A 23,031-nucleotide genomic window follows, 5' to 3' on the forward strand; every position below is an offset into this window, starting at 1 on the left:
GGAGGAGAACCATGAGCATGCACGCTCCGACGTTGGAGGAGGTCGCGCAAGCGGCGGGCGTCTCACGCTCGACCGCCTCACGCGCCATCAACGGCGGCTCACGGGTCTCCCCGGAGGCACAGGCCGCGGTGGACGACGCGATCGCCCGGCTCGGGTACGTCCCGAACCGGGCGGCGCGGTCCCTCGTCACCCGCCGCACCGACTCGATCGCACTCGTGGTCCCGGAACCCGACGAGCGCGTCCTCAACGATCCGTTCTTCGCGGCGACCCTCCGTGGGATCAACTCGGCCCTGCGGGCCACGGACCTGCAGCTCGTGCTGCTCCTCGCCCAGCCCGGCGAACGTACGGGCCGCATCGCGCAGTACCTGCGCAACGGTCACGTGGACGGAGCGATCGTCGTCTCGCACCACCGCGAGGACGAGCTGGAGTCGGCGATCGAGGCGTCCCGGCTGCCCGCCATGTTCGTGGGGCGCCCCTTCACGCTCCCCCCAGGTGTCCGGTTCGTCGGGGTCGACAACCACGCCGGCGGTCGCCTCGCGACAGAGCACCTCATCGAGACCGGACGTCGTCGGATCGCCCACATCGCCGGGCCGAGCGACATGACAGCGGGTGAGGACCGCCTCTCGGGATGGCGTGAGGCACTGGAGCGCGCAGGCCTGGAGGAAGGCCCTCTCGCGCGAGGAGACTTCACGACGGCCGCGGGTGTGCACGCGATGGAGGCGATCCTCCGCGAGGACCCGGCGATCGACGCCGTGTTCGTCGCGTCGGACCTCATGGCGCTCGGTGCGCTCCGCGTCCTCGCGAAGCACGGACGCTCTGTGCCGGGCGACGTCGCCGTCGTGGGATACGACGACCTCGGCGTGAGCGAGGGCACCGTCCCGCCCCTGACGACCATCACGAACCCGGCCGTCCGCATGGCGCAGTACGCGGCAGAAGAGCTTCTCACGATGCTCGGCTACCGCCTGGACGACAGGGACGAGGACCTCCTGGATCGGGCGCGACCGTCCGTCCACGCGGACGGGCACCTCGTCCTGCGCCCGGAGCTCCGTCGGCGCGCCTCCAGCTGAGGACCGGACGCGGCACGACCTGCAGCCACGGCCGGTCGAGGGCAGACTGGGGCGATGACCTCAGCAGACATTCCCACAGCCCCCCTGCCCGGAGGGGCCATCCCGCTCCTCGGCTTCGGCACGTGGCAGTCGGAGGGCGACGACGCCTTCACGTCCGTCCTGCACGCCCTGCGCACCGGATATCGGCACATCGACACGGCCACCGCCTACGGCAACGAGGACCAGGTCGGCCGGGCGATCGCCGAGTCCGGCGTCCCCCGCGACGAGATCTTCGTGACCACGAAGCTGCCGCCGGACCACGCTGGCAAGGAGCGGGAGACCCTCGAGCGCTCCCTCACGAAGCTCGGGCTGGACCATGTCGACCTCTGGCTCATCCACTGGCCGCCGAACAAGCAGGCCAGCCCCCAGGTCTGGGAGCAGCTGCGCCTGCTCCGGGACGAGGGACTCGCCTCGTCCATCGGCGTGAGCAACTACTCCACCGCGCAGATCGACGAGCTCGTCGACGCCACGGGGGAAGCCCCCGCGGTCAACCAGATCCCCTGGGGCCCGAACGACTACGACGCGACGCTCGCCGCGACCCTCGGGGCACGCAACGTGGTCCTCGAGGGATACAGCCCGTTCAAGCGGACCGATCTGGACGACCCCGTGCTCGCCGAGATCGCGCACGCCCACGGGGTCGATCCCACCCACGTCGTCCTGCGCTGGCACATCGACCACGGGTTCGTCGTCATCCCGAAGTCGGTGACCCCCGCGCGCATCGAGTCCAACTTCCGGGCGCTCGATCTCACGCTCGGCGCCGACGAGATCGCCCGGATCGACGCGCTGGGCGGCGCCGGCGAGGTCGAGGAGCCCTAGCGGTCGGCGCCCCGGCCGACGAGCTCCGTGCAGCACCACGAGGAGAGACGACGATGACGAGCCGCGTCCGCGCGACGACGCCCCCGCACGTGAGCCCGTGGGCGAACGCTCTCGGCCAGCTTGCGGGCGCGATCGAGATCCTCGGGTACGACGAGGGGCTGCACGAGATGCTCGCCACCCCTCGTCGGGAGATCGCCGTCGCGGTACCCCTGCGTCGCGACGACGGTCGCACGGAGCTCTTCCAGGGGTACCGGGTGCAGCACAACGTCTCCCGGGGCCCCGGGAAGGGCGGACTGCGGTACCACCGTGACGTGCACATCGACGACGTCCGCGCACTCGCCATGCTCATGACGTGGAAGTGCGCGATCGTCGAACTTCCCTACGGTGGTGCGAAGGGCGGCGTCGGGATCGATCCGCACGCGTACAGCCAGTCCGAGCTCGAACGGGTGACCCGCCGCTACACGAGCGAGATCATCCCGGTGATCGGCCCCGAGCGCGACGTCATGGCCCCGGACATGGGGACGAACGAGCAGACCATGGCGTGGGTCATGGACACGTACTCGGTCAGCCAGGGGTACACGATCCCCGGCGTCGTCACGGGCAAGCCGCTCGCGGTCGGCGGGTCCCTGGGGCGCACGACGGCCACCTCCCGCGGCGTGGTCCATGTGACGGCTGCGGCACTCTCGGCGGCGGGGGGCGCCGTGCGCGGTGCGACGATCGCCATCCAGGGCTTCGGGAAGGTGGGCTCGCACGCGGCCGCGATCTTCGTCGAGGAGGGCGCCCGCGTCGTGGCCGTGAGCGACGAGTACGGCGGCGTCACCGACCCCGCCGGCCTCGACGTCCAGCGTCTGCTCCAGCACGTCGCCGCGACGGGGTCCGTCGTCGGCTTCGACGCCGCCGATCCGATCGACAACCGCACGCTCCTCGCGCTCGACGTCGACGTCCTCGTTCCCGCGGCGGTCGACGGGGTCCTCGATGCCCGCACAGCGCCCGACGTGCGCGCCCGGATCGTCGTCGAGGGCGCCAACGGACCGACGACGGCCGAGGCCGACGCGATCCTCGCGTCACGTGGGGTGGTGGTCGTCCCGGACATCCTCGCGAACGCCGGCGGCGTCATCGTGTCGTACTTCGAATGGGTCCAGGCGAACCAGGCCTACTGGTGGACGGTCACCGAGATCGAGGAGAAGCTCGCACGCCGCATGCGGTCCGCGTACGCGGACGTCGCGCAGCTCGCCCGCGACCAGGGCCTCACCCTGCGCGACGCCGCGCTGGCCATCGGCGTGCGGCGCGTCGCGGAGGCCCACCAGATCCGCGGCCTGTATCCCTGACCGCGGATCCGAGCGGCGCTCGTCAGTCCTCGTCAGTCCTCGTCTGCCAGCGGCTGGCGGTCGGCCCACGCGTGCAGGTCGGTGCGCGGACCGGTGAAGAAGGGCACCTCTTCCCGGACGTGCCGACGGGCCTCGGTCGCGCGCAGGTCCCGCATGAGGTCGACGATCCGTTCGAGCCGTGACGCCTCGAACGCGAGGATCCACTCGTAGTCTCCCAGCGCGAACGCTGAGACGGTGTTCGCACGCACGTCCGCGTACCCCGCCGCAGCCATCCCGTGGTCGCGGAGCATCGTCGACCGCTCGGCGGGGGGCAGCAGGTACCAGTCGTAGGAGCGGACGAACGGGTACACGCAGATGTACGCCTCGGGGGCTTCGTCGGCCATGAACGCCGGGATGTGCCCCCGGTTGAACTCGGCGGGCCTGTGCAACGCAGCGACGGACCACACGGGCTCGAGGTGTCGACCGAGCTCGGACGCGCGAAGGCGCTGGTAGGCGCCCTGCACCGACTCGATGCTCGGTCCGTGCCACCACACCATGAGGTCCGCGTCGGAACGCAGGCCACCGACGTCGTACCACCCACGGACCGTGAGCTCGGTGTCGGTGCCTGCGCTGGCACCGCCCACCGCGGCGAGCGCGTCGTCGACGAGCGTCCTGCGCGCCGCGTCGTCGGCGGGCAGCGTCTGCACGGTCGAGAAGACCGACCACATGACGTACCGCACCGTCGCGTTGATGTCGGAGGTCTCGATGACGTCACCCGTGTCGGGGCGGTGGTGGACGTGGGCACTGTCGGTCATGTGAGGTCAGCTCTCTGCAGATGGGGGTGGACGCGTCGGTGGATCAACTCATGAGGTCGACGCTGCACAGCGCCGGGATGCCGCTGTCCTCACCGTCACGGCGCCGGCAGCAACCCGCTCGGCACACCGACCGGAACGCGGGGAGCGTCCCTACGGTGGCCTCGGTGACGTCCTCGCCCCGCGCGAGGGCGGCGCGCTCGAGCACGAGGTCGACGAGGCCGGCGATGAACGGGGCCCGGGTGCTCACCGTCCCGGCCCGCACCGCCGCCATGCCGAGGTCCCGGGCGGTGGCGAGCGCCTCGGTGTCGAGGTCGTACGCGACCTCCATGTGGTCGGAGACGAACCCGATCGGTGAGAGCACGACGGACCGCACCCCCGCCTCGGCGAGCTCACCGAGGTGGTCGTTGACGTCGGGCTCAAGCCACGGCTGGCTCGGGGGGCCGGATCGCGAGCAGTAGGCGAGGGACCACGGGACCTCGTGGCCGAGCTCGGTCGCGACGCCCGCGGCGACGACGGCCGCGAGGTCCAGGTGCTGCGCGGAGTACGTGGCACCCGAGACGGCGGACGCGGCCTCCATCGTGTCGGGGATGGAGTGCGTGACGAACACGAGCCGCGCCTGCGCCGGGTCGCCGTCGGGGCGGGCTGCGAGCGCCCGGTACCCCTCCACGACCGCGTCGATGTTGGCCTGCGCGAACCCGGGGTGGTTGAAGTACGACCGGATCTTGTCGAACTGGACGCTCGTCGACCCCTGCGGGCCGAGCTCCCCGGCCGCGTCGAGGGTGACCGCGAGGTCCTCGCGGTACTGACGGCAGCCCGAATAGGACGAGTACGCGCTCGTGACGAGCACGACGGCCCGCTCGGCCCCCCGCGCCTTGAGCTCGTCGAGCGCGTCCCGGGTGTACGGCTCCCAGTTGCGGTTGCCCCACACGACGGGCAGGTCGATGCCGCGGGCGGCGAGCTCGGCCTCCAGCGCCGCCTTGAGCGCGAGGTTCTGCTCGTTGATGGGGCTCTTCCCGCCGAAGCCGTAGTAGTGCTCGCCCACCGCTTCGAGCCGCTCGTCAGGGATGCCCTTCCCGGCCGTGACGTTGCGGAGGAACGGCACGACGTCCTCCGGCCGGTTCGGCCCCCCGAAGGAGTAGAGAAGCAGAGCGTCGTACGGCGTGGCAGGCGTGCCGGCTGACCCGGTCGTGGCGCTGGTGAGCATGCCCACCATCATCCCACCCTCGGCGCAGAGGTTCCTGGGTACGTGGGGTCGTGAGATGTGACGTTCCACCCCGGTCGGCGGTCACCGACCGAGGCGTCGCTCGCGGGCTGCGTAGGAGCGCAGTGCACGCAGGTAGTCCACCCTGCGGAAGTCCGGCCAGTACGCCTCGCAGAAGTAGAACTCCGAGTGGGCGCTCTGCCACAGGAGGAAGCCGCCGAGGCGCTGCTCGCCCGACGTGCGGATGACGAGCTCGGGGTCCGGTTGCCCCTTGGTGTAGAGGTGCTCGGCGATGTGCTCGACGTCGATGTTCGCGGCGATCTCCTCGATCGTCTCCCCCGCCGCGGCACGCTCGCGCAGGAGGTCACGGACCGCGTCGGCGATCTCGTGGCGCCCGCCGTAGCCCACGGCCACGTTGACGTGCATCCCCTCGACGGACGCGGTCTGGGACTGGGCACGCCGGAGCGTCGCGGCGACGTCGTCGGGCAGGAGGTCGAGCCGCCCGACGACCCGCAGCCGCCAGCGCCGCGCCTCGGCGAGAGCCGTGACGGACTCCTCGATGATGCCCAGGAGGTCGGCCAGCTCCTCCGCGCTCCTGGACAGGTTGTCGGTGGAGAGCATCCAGAGCGTGACGACCTCGATGCCGAGCTCTTCGCTCCAGGCGAGGAACTCCTCGATCTTGTCCGCACCGCGGCGGTGGCCCGTCGCCGCGGGCGCGCCGGAGGACCGCGCCCAGCGCCTGTTGCCGTCGAGGATCACGCCGACGTGCCGCGGCGTGGCGTCGCGGGGCAGCGAGTCGGCGAGGCGCTGTGCATAGAGCCCGTAGAGCAGGTCAGGCATGCGCACGGGAGTGCCTTTCGAGGTGATCGGTGAGAGTTCACACGCTACCGCTCACCACGCGCCCGAGCAGGCGTGTCCACCGCTCGATGTCGAGCACTCCTCCGACGTAGGCATAACCTACGGAGGCGTAAGTTACGCTCGAGGCGACCCACCACCGACCGAGGAGAAGCACTGTGGCCCGAGGAGAACCTGGACCGACCGGGCCCGCCGACCACCTGGCGGACGCCGCCGATCACGTCGCCGATGCCGCGTCTGCGGTCGCCGAGGCGGTCAAGCCGAGGCTACGGGGCTGGATCCACGCCGGCACGGCACCGTTCGCCCTCGCCGCGTGCATCGTGCTCGTCGTCCTCGCGCCCCCCGTCGCAGGTCGGGTGTCCACCGTCGTGTTCGGCCTGAGCGCGGTCCTGCTGTTCGGCACCAGCGCCGTCTACCACATCGGCAACTGGTCGCCGCGGACGGCCGCCCGCCTGCGCCGCGCGGACCACTCCAACATCTTCCTCATCATCGCCGGGACGTACACGCCGCTGGCGGTCCTCCTGCTCAAGCCGTCCACGGCGACCGTGCTGCTCGTCATCGTGTGGACGGGCGCCGTCGTCGGGCTCGTCGCCCGTGTCGTCTGGCTCGACGCCCCGCGCTGGGTGTACGTCCCCATCTACCTCGCGCTCGGGTGGGTCGCCGTCGGCTACATGCCACAGTTCTGGCAGGCTCCCGACGGGCCGCTCATCGTGTGGCTCGTCGCTGTCGGCGGGCTCGCGTACACGCTGGGAGCGATCGTGTACGCGACCCGGCGCCCGGACCCGCGCCCGCGGTGGTTCGGGTTCCACGAGATCTTCCACGTGCTCACGGTCGTCGGGTTCTGGTGCCACTACGCGGCGATCCTCGTGGCGACGCTCGCCGCCCGCTGACACCTGCGACGGCCACCCGGGCGAGCAGCCGGTCAGCCGGACGCTGCAGGACCGCCGACCTCCGCGGGGACGACGCGATACCGGCGGTTGGCGAGCGACGGGTTGCGTTCCCGCTCCGCGCGGATGCCCGCCGGGTCGACGTCGGCGGTGCGCAGCTCGGCACGGTCCCCGAGCTCCATCTCGACGCGACCGTCCGGCCCCACGAGCACCGAGTGCCCGCACACACCCCGGCCCGACTGCCCGACGCCGACGACAGCGCAGGTGTTCTCGATGGCCCGGGCCTGCGCGAGCACCCGCCACTGGTCCACCTTGCCCGGCCCTGCCGCCCACGCCGCGGGGACGACGAGGATCTCCGCCCCGGCGTCGACCAGCCGGCGCGCTGACTCCGGGAACCGGAGGTCGTAGCACGTGAGCACCCCGACGCGGGTTCCGGCGACGTCGACGACGAGCGGCGGTGCCGCCGGGTCCCCCGCCTCGAGCCGCTCCGACTCACGGTGACCGAACGCGTCGTAGAGGTGGACCTTGCGGTAGGTCCCGACGAGCTCCCCGGCAGCGACGGCCACGACGACGTTGCTCGCCGTCCCCGGGGCGTCCCCTGGCAGCACGGTGCCGGCGAGCACCGTCAGGCCCGTGCCCGCCGTCGCCCCGCGCAGCGCCCGGACAAACGGTCCGTCGAGCGCCTCCGCCTGCGCGGCCCCGGATCCGGCCGCCTCGTACGCGCTCGCGTACTCGGGCAGCACGAGCAGGTCGCTGCCCAGGCGGAGCGCCTCGGTCACCGCCTGGCGCGCGACGAGGAGGTTCGCGGCGCGGTCAGGGCTGACCTCGATCTGAGCGATCGTGACGCGCACCTCAGGCCCGGCCGTCGTCCCCGGTGCCCGTCTCGGGGTCACCGTCCGCCGTGCTGGGGGCACGGTCGGAGAACTGCCCGTCCACGCGGGTCTCCGTGCCGGTACGGTGCGCCACCCGGCGCAGCTTCCTCGTCATCGACAGGATGAGGAAGATCGTCACGACGACGACCGCGAAGATCGCGAGGAAGCCCTCGAGGCCGGGTGAGACGTCCGTGGGCTGGAGGTCATCGCGCATCGGGTCCTGCGTCGTCGACTCCTGCGGGGTCGGGTCCCCCGTCGGGTCGTCGGCGAGCACGAGCTCGCCGACCCGCAGGGGTGCCGGGGACGTGGCGGTGGTGGGCTCATTCATCGGGTTGTCTCCTCGTGCGTCGTGACGCCTGCGAACAGGTCGTCCTCCGGGAGGGTCGTCGTCACGCGGGACTCCGCGAGCTCGTACTCCTCGTACGGCCACACGTCGATCTCCAGCTCACGGGGGATCGCGAAGAAGAAGCCGTCGGGGTCGATCTGTGTGGCGTGCGCGCGCAGCGCAGCGTCGCGGGCCGGGAAGTACTCGGCACACTCGATCCGGGTGGTGACCTGGCGCTCGGGGATCTCCCTCGCGGCTCGCGACTCCACCCAGTCGCCGAACGGTGAGACGAGGCCGGCGTCGATCATCGCCTCGTGCATCGTGCGGATGCGCGCCATGGAGAAGTCGTGGTTGTAGTAGAGCTTCGACGGGGTCCATGCCTCCCCCCGGCCCCGGTACCGCTCAGGGTCGCCCGCCGCGGCGAACGCCTCGACAGAGATCCGGTGGCACATGATGTGGTCGGGGTGCGGGTACCCACCGCTCGGGTCGTACGTCGTCATGACGTGCGGCCGGAAGTCGCGGACGATCTCGACGAGGGGGGCCGCCGCGTCCTCGAGCGCCTCGAGCGCGAAGCATCCGGGGGGCAGCGGGGGAAGCGGGTCACCCTCGGGCAGACCCGAGTCGACGAAGCCGAGCCATCGGTGCTGGACCCCCAGGGCGCGGACCGCCGCGGCCATCTCCGCCGTCCGGATCTCGTGCATCTCTGCCGGGTCTGTGACCTCGCGGCCGTACGCGGGGTTGAGGATGCTCCCGGCCTCTCCGCCGGTGCAGCTCACCACGAGGACCTCGACGCCCTGCGCCGCGTAGCGCGCCGTCGTGGCCGCTCCCTTGCTCGACTCGTCGTCCGGATGTGCGTGCACGGCCAAGAGCCGCAGGGGCGACGTGGTCACCTGGTTCTCCTCGGGTCACGGCCCGTGACGCTGTCACAGCTGCGTCACGGACACGACGATAATGGTCTGAGACCCATGATCCCCTACGTGGCGCCGCGCCACGTCCTACGCTGAGCAGATCGTCCGGAGGCGCCCACATGCACGATCCTGAGCCGCAGGCCCAGCCGCGCACACCCCCGCCCCTGCCGCCCGGCCGCTACGGCCCGCAGCGGCCGCCCGTCCGGCGCCCGGTCGCGGTCGTCGGCGCGGTCCTCCTCCTCGCGGCAGCCGTCGTCGTCGCTGCGTGGTTCGCCTTCGGATCGACGTCGAAGGACGTCCGCGGGAAGGAGGTCGGCTTCGAGGTCCTCGGACCGGAGAGCGTCGTCATGACCTTCGACGTCGCGAAGCCCAAGGATGCGACGGTCGTGTGCACGCTCGAGGCGCTGAGCACGAACTACGCGCAGGTCGGCACCAAGGACGTCACGGTGGGCCCGGCGGACGTCACCGAGCAGCGGATCCGGACGGAGATCGCCACCTCGGAGGAGGCCGTGACCGCCGTCGTCGACTCCTGCCGCCTGCAGGACTGACCCGGCGTTCGACGCGCCGTGCGGCGACCGCTGGGTTAGCGTGACATCCGCGCAGCCGCGGCAGAGCGAGCCCGGGACACCGGTCCCGTACCGCCACGGTGGGCGCGCCAGCGCACACCGCGCGGCTGGTCCGCCCAGCCGAGCCCTGATCCCCACGGAGACCTCATGCCGGCTCCCCTCGACCTCGTGCACCGCCCGGCCCCGCACGGCCGTCCGGAGTCCAGCCCCGCTGACGACCGGCACGGGACCATGCCGTTGCCGACCCCGCGCGGGCCGGTGAGCACGGCCCTCCTCACGCTCCTCGTGGGGGATGCGTTCGACGACGCGACCTCCGCCCGAGAGGTCGAGCGCGCGGTCGCGGCTCGCGTCCCCGTGCCGGCACCAGCGGGCGGCCCACCGGCGATCGTCCTCGACGAGGACGCGCAGCTCACGCTGACCTGCCTGTACGAGCTGCACTACCGCGGCATCGCGGGGGTGGACGACCGGTGGGAGTGGCACCCGGGACTGCTCGCCGTGCGCAGCACGCTCGAAGCCGAGCTGGAGGCCGCGGTACGCGCCCACGTCGTCGTCCCACCGGCGCCACGGCCCGTGCGTGCCGCCGTCGCCGCCGCGCTGTTCGACCTCGCCGGGCAGGAGAGCGGCCCGAGCCTCTCGCGGTTCGTCGCACGCAGTGCCACCGTGGACCAGCTCCGGGAGCTCATCACGAGCCGGTCGCTCTACCAGCTGAAAGAGGCCGACCCGCACACCTGGGCCATCCCGCGCCTCGGCGGTGCGCCGAAGGCTGCCCTCGTCGAGATCCAGTCGGACGAGTACGGCGCGGGCCGACCCGAGCGCATGCACGCCGCACTGTTCGCGACGACGATGCGCGCGCTCGGTCTCGACGACTCCTACGGGGCGTACGTCGACGAGGTCCCTGCGCCCTCGTTGGCCTCCCTCAACGTCATGTCGCTGTTCGGTCTGCACCGTCGCCTGCGCGGCGCTGCCGTGGGGCACCTCGCCGCCTTCGAGATGACGTCGTCGATCCCCAACCGGCTCTACGGCAACGGGTTCCGGCGCAACGGGTTCGACGCGAGCGCGACCGAGTACTTCGACGAGCACGTCGAGGCGGACGCCGTCCACGAGCAGATCGCCGGACGCGACCTCGCCGGGCGGCTCGCGGAGCAGGACCCGTCGCTCCTCGACGACATCCTCTTCGGGGCCGCCGCGTGCCTCGCGGTCGACGGATGGGCCGGCGGGCACCTCATGGCTGCGTGGAACCGGGGAGAGTCGGCGCTCCGGCCCCACGACGCGGCAGGACGGACGAGTGCGACAGCCTCCTGACGGAGCGACGTACATCCTGCCCCTGCGCTGGTCCCGCCCGGAGCCGGCCTGGGAGCTCACGGCATACCTCCGCCGCCTGAGCAGGTGGATCGACGTCATCGTCGTCGACGGTTCCGCGCCGGACGTCTTCGCACGGCATGACGAGCTGTGGCGGGACGTCGTCCAGCACGTGCGCGTCGACCCGCGCCTGCCTGGGACGAACGGGAAGGTCCGCGGAGTCGTCACGGGCATGCGTCTGGCGACCACGGACCGCCTTGTCGTCGCGGACGACGACGTCCGCTACACGCGCGAGTCCCTCGAGCGGGTCGTCGGGCTGCTCGACGCGGCCGAGCTCGTCCGACCGCAGAACTTCTTCGACACGCTCCCCTGGCACGCCCGGTGGGACACCTCACGCACGCTCGTCAACCGGGCGCTCGGCGCCGACTACCCCGGCACGCTCGCCGTACGACGCACGGCGCTGCCCGCCCACGGCTACGCCGCCGACGTCCTCTTCGAGAACCTCGAGCTCATCCGTACCGTGCGTGCGGGCGGCGGGCGGGAGGTGCGAGCGTACGGCGTCTATGTCGCGCGGCGACCCCCTCGTGCCCGACACTTCTGGGAGCAGCGGGTCCGGCAGGCCTACGACAGCCTCGCCCAACCGACCCGGCTCGCGGCCGAGCTCGCGCTGCTGCCGCTCCTCGCCGTCGGCACCCGGCGGCCGGGCTGGCTCGCCGCAGGACTCGGGGCAGCCGTCGTCCTCGCCGAGACCGGCCGACGTCGCGCCGGGGGCAGGACCGTCTTTCCCGCGTCCTCGTCGGCGCTCGCGCCGTTGTGGCTCACCGAACGGGCGGTGTGCGCGTGGCTCGCGCTCGGCTACCGCCTGCGCGGTGGCGTCCCGTACGCGGGGTCCCGCCTGGCGGTCGCCGCCCACGGCATGCGGGAGCTGCGTCGCCGTCGCGCGGATCCCTGCGACGCACACCATGATGAGGACTCACCACGAAGAACGGGGAACCGATGAACGACCGGACGACGATCGTCGGCGAGGACGACGTGGAGATCACCCTCTGCCCAGACGGCCCACTTCTTGTCCGGGGCGCCGTGACGCTCGTGGACGCCGACGGGCTGCCCGTCCCCGGACGCAGGTCGACGATGGCGTTGTGCCGCTGCGGTGCATCAGCGATCAAGCCGTTCTGCGACGGCACGCACAAGGTCAACGGATTCACGACACAGGGTTGAGCGGGACGGACGCGGCTCCGCCCGTGGCTCCTCCCTTGATATACTGGCCTATTCAGCGGTCGGCGACGCCGGCCTGCTGACCATCTCTGTCAGACCCGGACCGGTCGAGAACTGTCGAGCCCGTCCCGGCACGAGCCGTCGGACCCACCGACGAGCTCGTGCAGGACGGGCTCGGTGGCGTTCGGACGAGACCGGACCGGGGACGGACAGCACGTGACACCCACGACGCGCGCACGGTGCGCCCGTCAGGCAAGGAAGGAGCGACCTGTGACCGAGACGAACGTCACCTGGCTGACCCAGGAGGCTCACGACCGACTCCAGGCCGAGCTCGCACACCTCAGCGGACCCGGACGCGCCGACATCACGGACCGCATCGCCGCGGCACGTGACGAGGGCGACCTCAAGGAGAACGGCGGATACCACGCAGCTCGCGAGGAGCAGGCCAAGAACGAGGCCCGCATCCGCGAGCTCACCGAGAAGCTGCGCAACGTGCGGATCGGCTCGCCGTCCGACGACGGGGTGGTCGAGCCTGGCATGGTCGTCACCGCGCTCGTGGGCGGTGACGAGATGGTGTTCCTGCTCGGCTCGCGAGAGATCGCGGAGACGGCGGACATCGACGTGTACTCCGAGCGCTCCCCGCTGGGTGCAGCCATCAACGGCAAGCGCGTCGGCGAGAAGGCCAGCTACACCGCACCCTCCGGCGTCGAGATCTCCGTCGAGGTCACGGCAGCCACGCCCTACACGGGCTGACGGCCCGCGGCGCGGTTCCCGCCGCGCCGCGGCGCCCGGGCCTCGACGAGTGCTCAGTGCTCCGCGAGGTTGTACCCCTGGCTCCGCAGATGGTCGAGCAGCGCGGCGCAGTGATCGGGCCCCTTCGTCTCGACCTGCATCGTCACCTCGACCTCGTCGATCGCGAGGTCGACCCCCGTCCGCACGTGATCCACGTGCATGACGTTGCCGCCCGATCGCGCGAGATCCTGCAGCAGCCCGGCGAGGGCACCGGGCCGGTCGATGAGGCGCACCCGGACCTGCAGGTACCGGCCCGCTGACGCGAGCCCGTGCCGCAGCAGCCGCAGGAGCACGAGCGGGTCCACGTTGCCGCCCGACAGCACGACGACGACCGGACCCGGATACGCCTCGCCGTGCGCCATGAGGGCGGCGACACCGGCGACGCCGGCCGGCTCCACGACGAGCTTCGCCCGCTCGGCCACGAACAGCAGGGCCCGCGAGAGGTCTTCTTCTGTCACGGTCCGCACCTGCGCGCCGGAACGGTGCACGATCTCGAAGGGGAGCCGCCCCGGGGTGCTCACGGCGATCCCGTCGGCCATGGTGGACAACGGCACGGTCTGCATGGGCGCACCACCGGCCAGGGACGCCGGATATCCGGCGGCACGCGCAGCCTGCACACCCACGACACGTACGTGCGGCGCCAGCGCCGCCATGGCCGCGACGACACCCGCGAAGAGTCCTCCCCCGCCGACCGGCACGAGCACCGTCCGCACGTCGGGCACCTGCTCGAGGATCTCGAGCGCCACGGTCGCCTGTCCGGCGATGACGTCGGGGTGGTCGAACGGATGGATGAGCACCGCGCCCGACCGGGCGGACTCCTCGCGTGCCGCGGCGAGGACGTCGTCGACGCTCGTCCCCACGAGCCGGACCTCGGCACCGTACTCCCGGGTCGCCGCGATCTTCGGCAGCGCGGCGTCCGTCGGCATGTACACGACGGAACGCAGACCGAGGAGATGAGCGCCGAGGGCCACGCCCTGGGCGTGGTTGCCCGCGCTCGCCGCCACGACGCCCCGGACCTTCTCCTCGGGCGACAGGCGGGCCATGCGCACGTATGCACCCCGGATCTTGAACGACCCCGAGCGCTGGAGGTTCTCGCACTTGAGCAGCACCCGGGTGCCGGCGAGCTCGCTGAGCGCACGGCTCGACTCGACCGGTGTCACCTGGGCCACCCCGTCGAGCATCGCCGCCGCAGCGCGGATCGCGGCGAGGTCGACCCCGTGTGCCGACGCGTCCGCGAGCGTGGCACTCACGCGCCCGTGCCCTTCTCGTCCGTGCCGTTCTCGCGCGCACGGTTGCGTCGCGCGCGGAGCTTCTCGAGGGCGGCGCGGCCAGCCTCGGCCGTCGACGTGAGCAGCTGCGGTGGCTGGCCGGCCTCGTCCGGCGTACGGTCCTGCGGCTGCCAGCCCTTGTCGTCCCCGATGTGGCGTTCGGCGCTCGTGATCATGATCGCCCGCCGGGCGTTGGGTCGCATCGTGATGTGGTCCTCGAACCCGAGCTCGGGGAACTTGTCGTGACCGTGGAAGTACAGCACCACGGTGTTGAGCACGGCGACGATGGGCACGGCGAACAACGCACCGACGATGCCCGCCACGAGGGTCCCGCCCGTGACGACGAGGAGGACGGCCACGGGGTGCAGGGAGACGGCGTGCCCCATGAGCCAGGGCTGCAGGACGTTGCCCTCGATCTGCTGGACGAGCAGGACGACGCCGAGCATGATGAGCGCGGCCACCCACCCGTTCGCGACGAGCGCCACGAGGATCGCGATCGACCCCGTGATGATCGCCCCGACGAACGGGATGAACGAGCCGATGAACACGAGCACCCCGAGCGGCAGCGCCAACGGCACACCGATGATCGCGGCACCGACGCTGATGCCCACCGCGTCGATGAACGCCACGAGGATCTGCGTCCGCGCGTACGACGCAAGAGTGACGAGCCCCCGACGGCCCGCCTGGTGCGTGCGCTCGCGGGTGTGCCGCGGCAGGAGCCCCACGCTCCACGTCCAGATCCGACGTCCGTCGATGAGGAAGAACAACGTGCAGAACAACGCGATGACCGTCCCGGCGAGCACCTGCCCGACCGTCGTCGTCACCGACAGTGCCCCCGAGACCAGCGTCGAGGAGTTCGTCTGCGCCGTCGCGACGAGCTCGTCCCAGTAGACCTCGAGGCTCGCGCTCTCGATGTGCAGCGGGCCGTCCGAGAGCCATCCGAGCAGCTGCTCGAACCCCTTGACCGCCTGGTCGCTCAGCTCGCTGAGACCGCTGGCGATCTCCCGTCCCGCCACGACCGCGAGCGCGACGACGGCGGCGACGAGCGCGAGGACGGACGTCGCAGCCGCGAGCGCGTTGGAGAACCGCAGGCGGGTGCGCAGGAACCGCGCGAGCGGCTGGAGGAGCACCGTGAGCAGGAGGGCGACGGCGACGGGGATGACGATGACCTTGAGGTACGCCACGACGTAGAAGAGCAGCGCCACGCCGAGCGCGATGGCGACGAGCCGCCACGACCAGGCCGCGGCGGTCTGCACGCTCGGCGCGACGCTCTCGGCCCCGACGGGGCGCGCCTTGGCGTGCGCAGCCGTGCCCAACGTCTCGCTGCTCACGCGGACCGCGTGGCCCTCGACCGCCGCGGGGCGGTCAGCCTGCGGGGTGCGCGCACCCGGTTCCGTGCTCATACGTGCTGCCCTCTCGTCGTGGCAGGTTGTCGTGCGGTGCTGCCGTTAGGTTGTCGTGCGGTGCTGCCGCCCGGTGTGTCGTGCGGCGCTGCCGCCCGGTGTGTCGTGCGGCGCTGCCGCTAGGTTACGGGGCGCGGACCGGGAACAGCGCGGACCCCCCGTGTGTTGACGCCGGAGAGAATCATCCCCGTCCGCACCCGGGCGGACCATCCAGGAGGTCACATGTTCGGATCACTGTTCGGGTCGCCCCGCACGACGACGATGGTCACTGCCGACCGCGCACTCGCGGGCCGCCCCCTCCCGACGTACACGGTGCCCGCACTCCACGCGGTGCTCGGCACGCCGCTCGCCGGACCGTGGCCGGAGGGGACGCGTGTCATCTACCTCGGGCTCGGGTGCTTCTGGGGTGCCGAGAAGGAGTTCTGGCAGCTCCCGGGCGTCGTGACGACAGCAGCGGGCTACCAGGGTGGCTTCACGCCGAACCCCACCTACGAGGAGGTGTGCACCGCGATGACCGGGCACACCGAGGCGGTCATGGTCGCGTACGACCCGACCGTGCTCAGCGACGCACAGCTGCTCAAGACGTTCTGGGAGTCGCACGACCCGACGCAGGGCTTCCGCCAGGGCAACGACGTCGGGACGCAGTACCGGTCGGCCGTGTACTGGACCACGCCCGAGCAGGAGCAGATCACCCGGTCCACGCTCGAGGCCTTCCAGACGAGCCTGTCGGAGCGGGGCTTCGGTGAGATCACGACCGACCTGCGCCCGGCGGAGGAGGCCGGGACGTTCTACTACGCCGAGGGCTACCACCAGCAGTACCTGCACAAGAACCCCGCGGGCTACTGCCCGGTGCACTCCACGGGCGTCTCCTGCCCCGTCCCCGTCTGAGACGTGGTGGTCCGGTCGGTAGGCTCGGACCGTGCGACACGCCCTGCGGATCGTCACCGCCCTCTATCTCGGGCTCGTCCTCGTCGTCACGTGCTGGCCGTCACCTGAGCAGTCCGCCGCCCCCCGGTGGATCGAGACCGCGCTGGCCTGGTGCGCTGCGCGTGGCGTCCCGCTGACGTTCGACGCCGCCGAGGCGCTGGGGAACGTCGTCATGTTCGTGCCGTTCGGTGTCCTCGTGCTGCTGCTCGTGCGCCCCACCGGGGGCGAGGCGCGGCATGCGCCGACGGGAGGCAGCGACGATCGTCGGGGTGCTGGGGGCGGCCGCCCGACGACCCGGACGGCGACGCTCGTCGTCGCCGGAGCGGGATGCTTCTCCGCAGCCGTCGAGACGGTCCAGCGCATCCTGCCCGGGCGGGTGTCCACCGTCCAGGACGTCGTGCTCAACACAGCAGGCGCCGCGGTAGGGGTCCTGCTCGTCGCCGCGCTCACGCTGCGTGGCGTCAGCGGTGCCCGCGCTTTCCCCCGGACTTCCCGGGCTTCCGGCCGCTAGAGCGAACCCCGCCCCTCGCGGCGGCCTTCCGCTCGGCAGCCGCCTTCCGATCCGCGGCCGCCCGCGCCGCAGCCCGCTTCGCCGCGGTCGCCTTCGAGACGACGGGCTCCGCCGAAGCCCCGGCTTGCGGAACGGCGGCCTGAGAAGCGGCGCCGCGCCCTCGGGAGCTGTTCGCCGTGCGGCCCCGCACGATCCCGATGAACTCCTCGACGAGCTCCGTCGTGCGGTCCACGTGCCACGCCAGGGCGACCGAGGACGTCGGACCGTCACTGACCGGTCGGTACACGACGTCCCTGCGGTGGTGGAGCCGTGCCAGGGACTGCGGGACGACGAGGAGCCCGGCACCGGCGGCGACGAGCTCGACGGCGTCGGCGATGGTCTCCGGGCGCTCGCGCGCGGGAACTCCCGGACGGGTCTCCCACTCGAGGAGGTCGTCGAGCGGGTGGAGCACGGTCTCGTCGGCGAGATCGTCCGCGCGCACCTCGTCCACGGCACTGACGACGTGGTCGGTGGGGACGAGGACGACGGGAACCTCGCTGTAGAGCCCGATGGCGCTGAGCTCGGTCGTGTCCACCGGCAGGCGCAGGAGCGCTGCGTCCACGTCACCGGAGCGAACTGCTCCCCGGGCCTCGAGGACGGGCAGGGGAACGAGCTCGAGACGCACCTGTGGCAGGCGGTCCCGCCACACTCCGACCCACTTCGCCGGAGTGACGCCGGGGACGTAGCCGAGACGGAAGGTCGGCGGCGCCGGAAGGTCTGGCTCCGCTGGCCCGTCGGGCGGCGTCTCGTTGTTCACGTCAGTCAGGCTACCGGTCGCGCGGCCGATATCCTTGGTCCATGACCCCGCCGAAGACGCCCCAGTCCATGAAGCCCGCGACCGCGGCGAAGAAGCTCGGCGTGTACCTGCCTGCCGCACCCGAGGAGTTCCAGCACTCGTCGATCACCCGTGACGAGCTCGATGCCCTGCAGACGAATCCGCCGGAGTGGCTCGTCGAGCTGCGCCGCAACGGCCCGCACCCCCGACCGACGGTGGCGGCCCGGCTCGGTGTCTCGATCGCCGGCCTGGCTCGCGGGGGCATCACCGAGGCTCTCACCACGGAGCAGATCAACGAGCTGCGCGAGGAGGAGCCGGAGTGGCTCGTCCGTGAGCGCGCGGTCCAGGCGCAGGTGCGAGCCGAGGAGGACCGCATCCGCGCGCGTGACGAGAAGCTCGCGCAGAAGAACGAACGACGCGACTGACCGCTCGTCAGGACGCGGGGGCGCCGGCGTCCGCGTGGCCGAGCGAACGGCCCGGAGCCACCCGGTCCCGGACCCGGCGCTTGAGCTCGGTGATCTCCGGGAACCCACCGTCGACCTTGCGGTTCCAGATCGTCTCGCCGTCGACCGCGACACGGAAGATCCCACCGGTGGCCGGGACAAGAGCCACCTCACCCACGTCGTCCTGGAACGTCGTGAGGATCTCCTGGGCCATCCACGCGGCCCGCATGAGCCATCGGCACTGCGTGCAGTAGGTGATCGCCACGCGCGGGAGGGCGCGGCCGGTCACGCTCGTGCGTGCACCCGCCGTCGTCACCGTCGGCTCAGGGGTGGGAAGGGCTGTGGGCTGCGTCATGCTCTGCTCCAGCTCGTCGTCGTCCTGCACACTGTAGCCACCACCTCAGAGCCGGGGGGTGACCACCGGGCCGTCGGGTCCGACGCGGACGTCGAAACCCCGGACCGCATCGCCCCCCTCCTGCACCGCGTAGAGGGTGTGCTGGTCCCCGAGCCTGGCCGAGGGGATCTCGATGAGCGTGTACCTCGGGAACCGCTGGAGGAGCGACCGGAGGGCCGAGCGGACCTCGTCGGACGTGTGGATCGACCCCTCGAGCCGATCGACGGTGCTCGCCCTCCCGGTCGCGACCGCGCGGAGGTACTCGGTGACGACGCCGCTGGGAGACCGTGAGCCGTTGCCGCTGTCGAGCGCCGGCCTGCCGTCCTCGTCGTAGAGCGGGTAGACCTCGAGCATGCGGACGCCGTCGAAGTTCTCGCCGGTCACCGCCCTGCCCTCCGCGTCGACGCCAGGCTCGTCCGTCTGCATCCAGGTCGTCGCGTACCGGGTGCTCACCGACGTGTCGACGCCGTCCGCGCGCTCGTAGGTGACGTCGATCGTCACGCCGACGACAGGGTCGTCGCTCGACGTGCGACCCACGACGGAGACGTCCGACGCCGTCACCGACACGTCTGCGGGACGTTCCACGCCGGTCCACTGCTCGACGAGGTACGCGGCGTGCGCGGTGGCATAGGCGCGCGACTGGTTCGACAGGTACAGGTGCTCGGACAGCCGGCCTGCGACGTCGGCGACGGCGAGCCCGGGTGGCAGCACGACGTCAGCGCGCGGCGGTGGGTCGACGGCATACCGGAGCTCGACCTGCTCGATGAGCGTGACGAGGCGCTCCGCCTGGGCCACGGCCACGTCGTCGTCCGCTCCATCGACGCTCGGGAGGATCGCGTAGGTCGCCGACGAGCACGCCGCCAGCAGGCTGGTGAGGGCTGCTGCTGCCAGCCACATGCTCCGTGCGCGAAGGTTGGTCACCCTCCAAGCGTGGCCCGCAGTAGGTGACCTCGACATCCGTCCGGGGGCGGAGATATGTCCCGGTCGCTCCTCCGATGGGTGGAGACGCGCCGACGGCCGCACCCCGTGGGGAGCGGCCGTCGGCAGCGGGCAGCGCGGGAGCGTCGCATCGTGGGATGCGGTCAGGAGACTCCGACGACGTCCACGACGAACACGAGGGTCGCGCCGCCCTCGATGCCCGCCTGGGGGACGCCTCGCTGGCCGTAGCCGAGCTCCGGCGGGATGGACAGCAGGACGCGGGAGCCGACGAGCTGCCCGACGAGCCCCTGGTCCCAGCCGCCGATGACAGCACCCACGCCGATGGGGAAGTCGATGGTCGCGCCGCGGTCGTAGGAGTTGTCGAACACCCCGCCGTTCCACGACTGTCCGAGGTAGTGCACGACGATGGTGTCGCCGGCGGACACCTCGTCGCCGCTGCCCTGGACGAGGACCTTGACCTGCAGGCCCTCGGGGGCTGCGGTGTCGGGGAAGGTCAGCGTCGGCTTGTCGCCGAATCCGCCGGATGCCTGGGGAAGCTCGTTCGTCATGGAGAGACCTCTCGTGTGTTGGTGGGGAACCTTCACCCTAGGGCGAGGACGCGACGAGGGCCACGTACGTCCGTCGGACGTACGTGGCCCTCGTGGCCGTGCCGTGTCTAGCGGGCGGTCACTCGCTCTGGAAGATCGCGATGAGGCGCAGGAACTCGAGGTACAGCCACACGAGGGTGACGACGAGACCGAACGCCGCGGTCCACGCGAACTTCGCCGGGACGCCGTTGCGGACGCCCCGCTGCACGGCGTCGAAGTCGACGATGAGCGACGCGGACGCGAGGCCGACGGCGATGAGGCCGACGATGATCCCCAGCGGACCGCTGCGCAGCCCGAAGTCACCGCCACCACCGGCGAGGACGACGACGAGGTTGATGAGCGAGAACGCGAGGTACCCGACCATCGAGAACAGCAACCACCGCGTGAACCGCGGCGTCACCCGCACGCGACCCGAGCGGAAGAGGAAGAGGCAGGCGGCGAAGGTTGCGACTGTCGCGACGACGGCCTGCAGCACGATGCCGTTCCACTGGTTCTCGAAGAACTTGCTGATCCCCCCGAGAAAGACACCCTCGGCGACCGCGTACGCGACGATGAGGGCCGGGCTGGGCTCGCGCTTGAAGGCGTTGACGAGACCGAGCACGAGGCCGACGATCGCCCCGACGAAGAAGAGTTGGGGAACCGTGACCCAGGTGATGGCACCGACGACGACGATGATCGCGAGGAGGCCCGACGTCTTGATGATGACGTCGTCGTACGTCAGCCGGCCCGTCTGGACCGGCGTCGCGGACGGGGCGTTGTACATCGAGTTCATCGTCGCCGCGTCCATGCCCGCCTGGGCCGCGCCGTACTGACCGAACTGCGGCTGCCCGTACTGCTGGGGCTGGCCGTACTGCTGTGCACCGGCATACTGCGCGGGGCGCGCGTTCGCACTGAACGCGTCGCTCTTCGAAAATACTGGGCTTCCCATTCCTGCCTCCTGGTCGCGGTTCCGGTCCGACGTCTGCGACGCCGGCCGAGGGGATCTCGCTGGCCGGATCATCACACGTGCTCACAGTAGTCAACGGACGAGCACATGCGCTTGTTCCCACCCGATTCTCGGTCCTGTCGGCCTGCGCCAGGGCACGTCACAGCTCGACGACGGACGCCACCGCCCAGGGGGCGAGCGTGAGATCGAGGTCGAGGACGCCGTCCTGGCCGACGACGGCCGTGCGGCGCAGGAGCGCGTCGGCGTGCTCGCTGAGGAACCGGGTCTGCTCCCGCGTGAGGTTGAGCGGCGCCCCCATGGCGTCCCACGCCTCGGCGACGTTCCCGTGGTCGGCGTCGAGCACCTCGATCGCGAACACGGCGCCAGGTGTCAGGCCGCCGATCGTGTGCCGGACACGGCGCTCGGGTCCCAGCTCCGCGAGGTCCCGGGTCTCGCGGAACGAGTTGCGCGATCCCACCGACCGCGTCCCCATCTCCTCCGGGTAGTTGTAGAAGACCGCCGCGACGCGCGACGTCGCCGAGTCCTGGGAGATGACCCCGTGCGGGGTCGCCACGAGCAGGCGGTCGCCGAGGCGCGCGAGCATCGAGAACGCGTGGAACGTCGGCTTGTGGATCCCCTGCTCGTTGACGAGGCCGAATCCCCCGTGGAACGGGCCGAGACCCGCGCCCCCCTCCTCGAAGATGTCGGTGAAGGTCCAGTAGGAGATGGAGTCCGCGAGCTCAGTGCAGCGCAGGTAGCTGCGCGTGATGTACGTGGCTGCGTACACCGTGTCGTGCATGCGGTCGCGGCTCGAGGGCGAGCTCGACCACTCGGTGATGTGGACCTCCGCGTCCGGGTAGGCGCTGGCACCGATGAGGTCCCGCAGAAGGGTGAGGTCGTCGGCCGTGGCGTCCGCGTGCCTGCTCAGGTGCACGCCCTGCCCGTTGGAGTCGAACGCGAAGTCGGTCGGGTAGAGGTGGGTCGTGACGAAGTCCACGGGCAGTTCGCGCTCCGCGCACCAGACGAGGAACTCCTCGATCCACACCGGCCGCCAGTCCAGGGCGTCGATGTCTTCCGCTGCCGCTGTGGCGGCCTCTGCGGCGCGGTCCTCCGTCTCGCCCGCGTACCGCGCGTCGGGGACGAACACGCTCGTCGAGGGTCCACCCACCTTGAGCCCGGCGTCGATCGCCTTGATCGCGGTCACGGTGCGGGCGTAGAGCTCGAAGTACTCCGTCTTCGTGCCGGTCCAGAAGTGCGGGACGAGGTTCGGCTCGTTCCACACCTCGAAGCGCCACTCACGCACCTCTTCGAGCCCGTACCGCTCGATCCAGTGCTCCACGGTGCGGACGACGAGCTCGACCCACCGGTCCATGTCCTTGGGCGGGCTGCAGTGGGCGCCCCACCAGAACACGGTCTCGGTCTGGGTGGCGAGCTCCCGGGGCATGAACCCGAGCTCGACGAACGGTCGCACCCCGAGATCGAGGAGGAAGTCGAAGACCTTGTCGACGTAGGAGTAGGTGTACTGAGGCGTGTCGAGGGGGACGTCCGGCCCGAAGCCGCCGCCGTAGGAACCGCGGTAGACGAACATGTCGTCGTGGAACACGCCGTGGAACCGGACGAACTGGAACCCGAGCCGGTCGACGGCCTCCCGGAACTGGCCCTGCCAGTCGGCACGGAGGGCCTCGTTCGCCCGTCCGGCACCGGCGCAGTAGCTCCACACGTGCCGGAGCGCCGTTGCTTCTGGTGTCTCGCCGTCGATGACGACGGGCGACGGGTGACGGGTGGGGGCGGTCGTCATGGTGATCTCCTGTGATCTCTGGACGAGGTGCGCCGACGGTGGCGGCATGTCCTGCGGT

Annotated in this window: 26 protein-coding genes; 12 read left to right on the forward strand and 14 right to left on the reverse strand. The window is 71.4% G+C overall.

The annotated features are described in order from the left end of the window. Positions 1-11: 11 nt before the first annotated feature. The 3 genes from AC2AXK_RS12935 to AC2AXK_RS12945 are packed head-to-tail and all read left to right on the forward strand — an operon-like array spanning position 12 to position 3,250. Positions 12-1,067, forward strand: a complete 1,056-nt coding sequence (locus AC2AXK_RS12935) for a LacI family DNA-binding transcriptional regulator (protein ID WP_484345801.1) — start codon at positions 12-14, stop codon at positions 1,065-1,067. A gap of 54 nt (positions 1,068-1,121) precedes the next feature. After that, positions 1,122-1,922: an aldo/keto reductase gene (locus tag AC2AXK_RS12940; RefSeq protein WP_484345802.1), complete on the forward strand. Its 801-nt coding sequence runs from the start codon at positions 1,122-1,124 to the stop codon at positions 1,920-1,922. A gap of 53 nt (positions 1,923-1,975) precedes the next feature. Beyond that, positions 1,976-3,250, forward strand: coding sequence for a Glu/Leu/Phe/Val family dehydrogenase (locus AC2AXK_RS12945; RefSeq protein WP_484345803.1), 1,275 nt, complete (start codon positions 1,976-1,978; stop codon positions 3,248-3,250). Between the two features lie 32 nt (positions 3,251-3,282). Here AC2AXK_RS12945 and hemQ read toward each other — a convergent pair whose 3' ends face one another. The 3 genes from hemQ to AC2AXK_RS12960 all read right to left on the reverse strand — a co-directional run bounded on the left by hemQ (position 3,283) and on the right by AC2AXK_RS12960 (position 6,085). Continuing rightward, the gene (hemQ, locus tag AC2AXK_RS12950) at positions 3,283-4,044 is read right to left on the reverse strand and encodes a hydrogen peroxide-dependent heme synthase (RefSeq protein WP_484345804.1); all 762 of its coding nucleotides are present in this window, start codon (positions 4,042-4,044) and stop codon (positions 3,283-3,285) included. 43 nt (positions 4,045-4,087) lie between these two features. Further along, positions 4,088-5,248, reverse strand: coding sequence for a ferrochelatase (locus tag AC2AXK_RS12955; protein WP_484345805.1), 1,161 nt, complete (start codon positions 5,246-5,248; stop codon positions 4,088-4,090). Positions 5,249-5,329: 81 nt separating this feature from the next. Continuing rightward, the gene (locus tag AC2AXK_RS12960) at positions 5,330-6,085 is read right to left on the reverse strand and encodes an isoprenyl transferase (protein WP_484345931.1); all 756 of its coding nucleotides are present in this window, start codon (positions 6,083-6,085) and stop codon (positions 5,330-5,332) included. A gap of 215 nt (positions 6,086-6,300) precedes the next feature. Here AC2AXK_RS12960 and trhA point away from each other — a divergent pair, with 215 nt between their 5' ends. Beyond that, the gene (gene trhA / locus AC2AXK_RS12965) at positions 6,301-6,990 is read left to right on the forward strand and encodes a PAQR family membrane homeostasis protein TrhA (protein WP_484345932.1); all 690 of its coding nucleotides are present in this window, start codon (positions 6,301-6,303) and stop codon (positions 6,988-6,990) included. A gap of 32 nt (positions 6,991-7,022) precedes the next feature. On the opposite strand, the gene AC2AXK_RS12970 is transcribed toward trhA, so the two are convergent. The 3 genes from AC2AXK_RS12970 to mca are packed head-to-tail and all read right to left on the reverse strand — an operon-like array spanning position 7,023 to position 9,074. Then, positions 7,023-7,880, reverse strand: coding sequence for a carbon-nitrogen hydrolase family protein (locus AC2AXK_RS12970; RefSeq protein WP_484345806.1), 858 nt, complete (start codon positions 7,878-7,880; stop codon positions 7,023-7,025). Next, positions 7,840-8,187: a hypothetical protein gene (locus AC2AXK_RS12975; protein ID WP_484345807.1), complete on the reverse strand. Its 348-nt coding sequence runs from the start codon at positions 8,185-8,187 to the stop codon at positions 7,840-7,842. Before AC2AXK_RS12975 ends, AC2AXK_RS12970 begins: the two co-directional genes overlap by 41 nt. Next, positions 8,184-9,074, reverse strand: a complete 891-nt coding sequence (gene mca, locus AC2AXK_RS12980; RefSeq protein WP_484345808.1) for a mycothiol conjugate amidase Mca — start codon at positions 9,072-9,074, stop codon at positions 8,184-8,186. The genes AC2AXK_RS12975 and mca overlap by 4 nt, the downstream gene beginning before the upstream one ends. A gap of 137 nt (positions 9,075-9,211) precedes the next feature. Between mca and AC2AXK_RS12985 the strand changes: the two genes are divergently transcribed. The 5 genes from AC2AXK_RS12985 to greA all read left to right on the forward strand — a co-directional run bounded on the left by AC2AXK_RS12985 (position 9,212) and on the right by greA (position 12,925). Continuing rightward, the gene (locus AC2AXK_RS12985) at positions 9,212-9,640 is read left to right on the forward strand and encodes a DUF4307 domain-containing protein (protein ID WP_484345809.1); all 429 of its coding nucleotides are present in this window, start codon (positions 9,212-9,214) and stop codon (positions 9,638-9,640) included. Between the two features lie 249 nt (positions 9,641-9,889). After that, positions 9,890-10,960 (forward strand): iron-containing redox enzyme family protein, encoded by a 1,071-nt coding sequence (locus AC2AXK_RS12990; protein WP_484345933.1) that lies wholly within the window; start codon positions 9,890-9,892, stop codon positions 10,958-10,960. Continuing rightward, positions 10,944-11,957 (forward strand): glycosyltransferase family 2 protein, encoded by a 1,014-nt coding sequence (locus AC2AXK_RS12995; protein ID WP_484345810.1) that lies wholly within the window; start codon positions 10,944-10,946, stop codon positions 11,955-11,957. The genes AC2AXK_RS12990 and AC2AXK_RS12995 overlap by 17 nt, the downstream gene beginning before the upstream one ends. Continuing rightward, entirely contained in the window at positions 11,954-12,175 is a 222-nt protein-coding gene (locus AC2AXK_RS13000) for a CDGSH iron-sulfur domain-containing protein (protein ID WP_484345811.1), read from the forward strand. Before AC2AXK_RS12995 ends, AC2AXK_RS13000 begins: the two co-directional genes overlap by 4 nt. A gap of 267 nt (positions 12,176-12,442) precedes the next feature. Further along, positions 12,443-12,925, forward strand: coding sequence for a transcription elongation factor GreA (gene greA / locus AC2AXK_RS13005; RefSeq protein ID WP_484345812.1), 483 nt, complete (start codon positions 12,443-12,445; stop codon positions 12,923-12,925). A gap of 53 nt (positions 12,926-12,978) precedes the next feature. Here the strand turns inward: greA and ilvA are convergent, their stop codons facing one another. Both ilvA and AC2AXK_RS13015 read right to left on the reverse strand, forming a co-directional pair. Then, complete coding sequence (ilvA, locus tag AC2AXK_RS13010; protein WP_484345934.1) at positions 12,979-14,145, reverse strand: threonine ammonia-lyase; 1,167 nt, start codon at positions 14,143-14,145, stop codon at positions 12,979-12,981. Positions 14,146-14,210: 65 nt separating this feature from the next. Continuing rightward, complete coding sequence (locus AC2AXK_RS13015) at positions 14,211-15,635, reverse strand: AI-2E family transporter (RefSeq protein WP_484345813.1); 1,425 nt, start codon at positions 15,633-15,635, stop codon at positions 14,211-14,213. 222 nt (positions 15,636-15,857) lie between these two features. On the opposite strand from AC2AXK_RS13015, the gene msrA reads away from it, so the two are divergent. Further along, on the forward strand, positions 15,858-16,523 hold the full coding sequence (msrA, locus tag AC2AXK_RS13020; protein ID WP_484345814.1) for a peptide-methionine (S)-S-oxide reductase MsrA: 666 nt from the start codon (positions 15,858-15,860) through the stop codon (positions 16,521-16,523). A 31-nt stretch (positions 16,524-16,554) separates the two neighbouring features. Next, the gene (locus AC2AXK_RS13025) at positions 16,555-17,073 is read left to right on the forward strand and encodes a VanZ family protein (RefSeq protein WP_484345815.1); all 519 of its coding nucleotides are present in this window, start codon (positions 16,555-16,557) and stop codon (positions 17,071-17,073) included. Here the strand turns inward: AC2AXK_RS13025 and AC2AXK_RS13030 are convergent. After that, positions 17,024-17,869 (reverse strand): LysR family substrate-binding domain-containing protein, encoded by an 846-nt coding sequence (locus AC2AXK_RS13030; RefSeq protein WP_484345816.1) that lies wholly within the window; start codon positions 17,867-17,869, stop codon positions 17,024-17,026. The two genes, AC2AXK_RS13025 and AC2AXK_RS13030, sit on opposite strands and share 50 nt — an antisense overlap. A 41-nt stretch (positions 17,870-17,910) precedes the next feature. On the opposite strand from AC2AXK_RS13030, the gene AC2AXK_RS13035 reads away from it, so the two are divergent. Further along, positions 17,911-18,312, forward strand: coding sequence for a DUF5997 family protein (locus AC2AXK_RS13035; RefSeq protein ID WP_484345817.1), 402 nt, complete (start codon positions 17,911-17,913; stop codon positions 18,310-18,312). Positions 18,313-18,319: 7 nt separating this feature from the next. Here AC2AXK_RS13035 and AC2AXK_RS13040 read toward each other — a convergent pair whose 3' ends face one another. The 5 genes from AC2AXK_RS13040 to AC2AXK_RS13060 all read right to left on the reverse strand — a co-directional run bounded on the left by AC2AXK_RS13040 (position 18,320) and on the right by AC2AXK_RS13060 (position 22,973). Further along, the gene (locus tag AC2AXK_RS13040) at positions 18,320-18,685 is read right to left on the reverse strand and encodes an Rdx family protein (RefSeq protein ID WP_484345818.1); all 366 of its coding nucleotides are present in this window, start codon (positions 18,683-18,685) and stop codon (positions 18,320-18,322) included. A 45-nt stretch (positions 18,686-18,730) separates the two neighbouring features. After that, a complete protein-coding gene (locus AC2AXK_RS13045) occupies positions 18,731-19,645 on the reverse strand; it encodes a hypothetical protein (protein WP_484345819.1) in 915 nt (304 codons plus the stop codon). A gap of 161 nt (positions 19,646-19,806) precedes the next feature. Next, a complete protein-coding gene (locus tag AC2AXK_RS13050; protein WP_484345820.1) occupies positions 19,807-20,211 on the reverse strand; it encodes an FKBP-type peptidyl-prolyl cis-trans isomerase in 405 nt (134 codons plus the stop codon). A gap of 118 nt (positions 20,212-20,329) precedes the next feature. Further along, positions 20,330-21,178: a Bax inhibitor-1/YccA family protein gene (locus AC2AXK_RS13055; protein WP_484345821.1), complete on the reverse strand. Its 849-nt coding sequence runs from the start codon at positions 21,176-21,178 to the stop codon at positions 20,330-20,332. A 157-nt stretch (positions 21,179-21,335) separates the two neighbouring features. Next, positions 21,336-22,973, reverse strand: coding sequence for a GH39 family glycosyl hydrolase (locus AC2AXK_RS13060; RefSeq protein ID WP_484345822.1), 1,638 nt, complete (start codon positions 22,971-22,973; stop codon positions 21,336-21,338). Between the last annotated feature and the right edge of the window lie 58 nt (positions 22,974-23,031).

The sequence above is a fragment of the Sanguibacter sp. Z6_81 genome, assembly GCF_057180625.1.

Bases quoted from the DNA above. Each gene is read 5' to 3' on its own strand.
- AC2AXK_RS12935 (WP_484345801.1), top strand. From the start codon at position 12: ATGAGCATGCACGCTCCGACGTTGGAGGAGGTCGCGCAAGCGGCGGGC.
- AC2AXK_RS12940 (WP_484345802.1), top strand. From the start codon at position 1,122: ATGACCTCAGCAGACATTCCCACAGCCCCCCTGCCCGGAGGGGCCATC.
- AC2AXK_RS12945 (WP_484345803.1), top strand. From the start codon at position 1,976: ATGACGAGCCGCGTCCGCGCGACGACGCCCCCGCACGTGAGCCCGTGG.
- hemQ (WP_484345804.1), bottom strand. From the start codon at position 4,044: ATGACCGACAGTGCCCACGTCCACCACCGCCCCGACACGGGTGACGTC.
- AC2AXK_RS12955 (WP_484345805.1), bottom strand. From the start codon at position 5,248: ATGCTCACCAGCGCCACGACCGGGTCAGCCGGCACGCCTGCCACGCCG.
- AC2AXK_RS12960 (WP_484345931.1), bottom strand. From the start codon at position 6,085: ATGCCTGACCTGCTCTACGGGCTCTATGCACAGCGCCTCGCCGACTCG.
- AC2AXK_RS12975 (WP_484345807.1), bottom strand. From the start codon at position 8,187: ATGAATGAGCCCACCACCGCCACGTCCCCGGCACCCCTGCGGGTCGGC.
- AC2AXK_RS12985 (WP_484345809.1), top strand. From the start codon at position 9,212: ATGCACGATCCTGAGCCGCAGGCCCAGCCGCGCACACCCCCGCCCCTG.
- AC2AXK_RS12990 (WP_484345933.1), top strand. From the start codon at position 9,890: ATGCCGTTGCCGACCCCGCGCGGGCCGGTGAGCACGGCCCTCCTCACG.
- AC2AXK_RS13000 (WP_484345811.1), top strand. From the start codon at position 11,954: ATGAACGACCGGACGACGATCGTCGGCGAGGACGACGTGGAGATCACC.
- ilvA (WP_484345934.1), bottom strand. From the start codon at position 14,145: ATGCTCGACGGGGTGGCCCAGGTGACACCGGTCGAGTCGAGCCGTGCG.
- AC2AXK_RS13015 (WP_484345813.1), bottom strand. From the start codon at position 15,635: ATGAGCACGGAACCGGGTGCGCGCACCCCGCAGGCTGACCGCCCCGCG.
- msrA (WP_484345814.1), top strand. From the start codon at position 15,858: ATGTTCGGATCACTGTTCGGGTCGCCCCGCACGACGACGATGGTCACT.
- AC2AXK_RS13035 (WP_484345817.1), top strand. From the start codon at position 17,911: ATGACCCCGCCGAAGACGCCCCAGTCCATGAAGCCCGCGACCGCGGCG.
- AC2AXK_RS13040 (WP_484345818.1), bottom strand. From the start codon at position 18,685: ATGACGCAGCCCACAGCCCTTCCCACCCCTGAGCCGACGGTGACGACG.
- AC2AXK_RS13050 (WP_484345820.1), bottom strand. From the start codon at position 20,211: ATGACGAACGAGCTTCCCCAGGCATCCGGCGGATTCGGCGACAAGCCG.
- AC2AXK_RS13055 (WP_484345821.1), bottom strand. From the start codon at position 21,178: ATGGGAAGCCCAGTATTTTCGAAGAGCGACGCGTTCAGTGCGAACGCG.
- AC2AXK_RS13060 (WP_484345822.1), bottom strand. From the start codon at position 22,973: ATGACGACCGCCCCCACCCGTCACCCGTCGCCCGTCGTCATCGACGGC.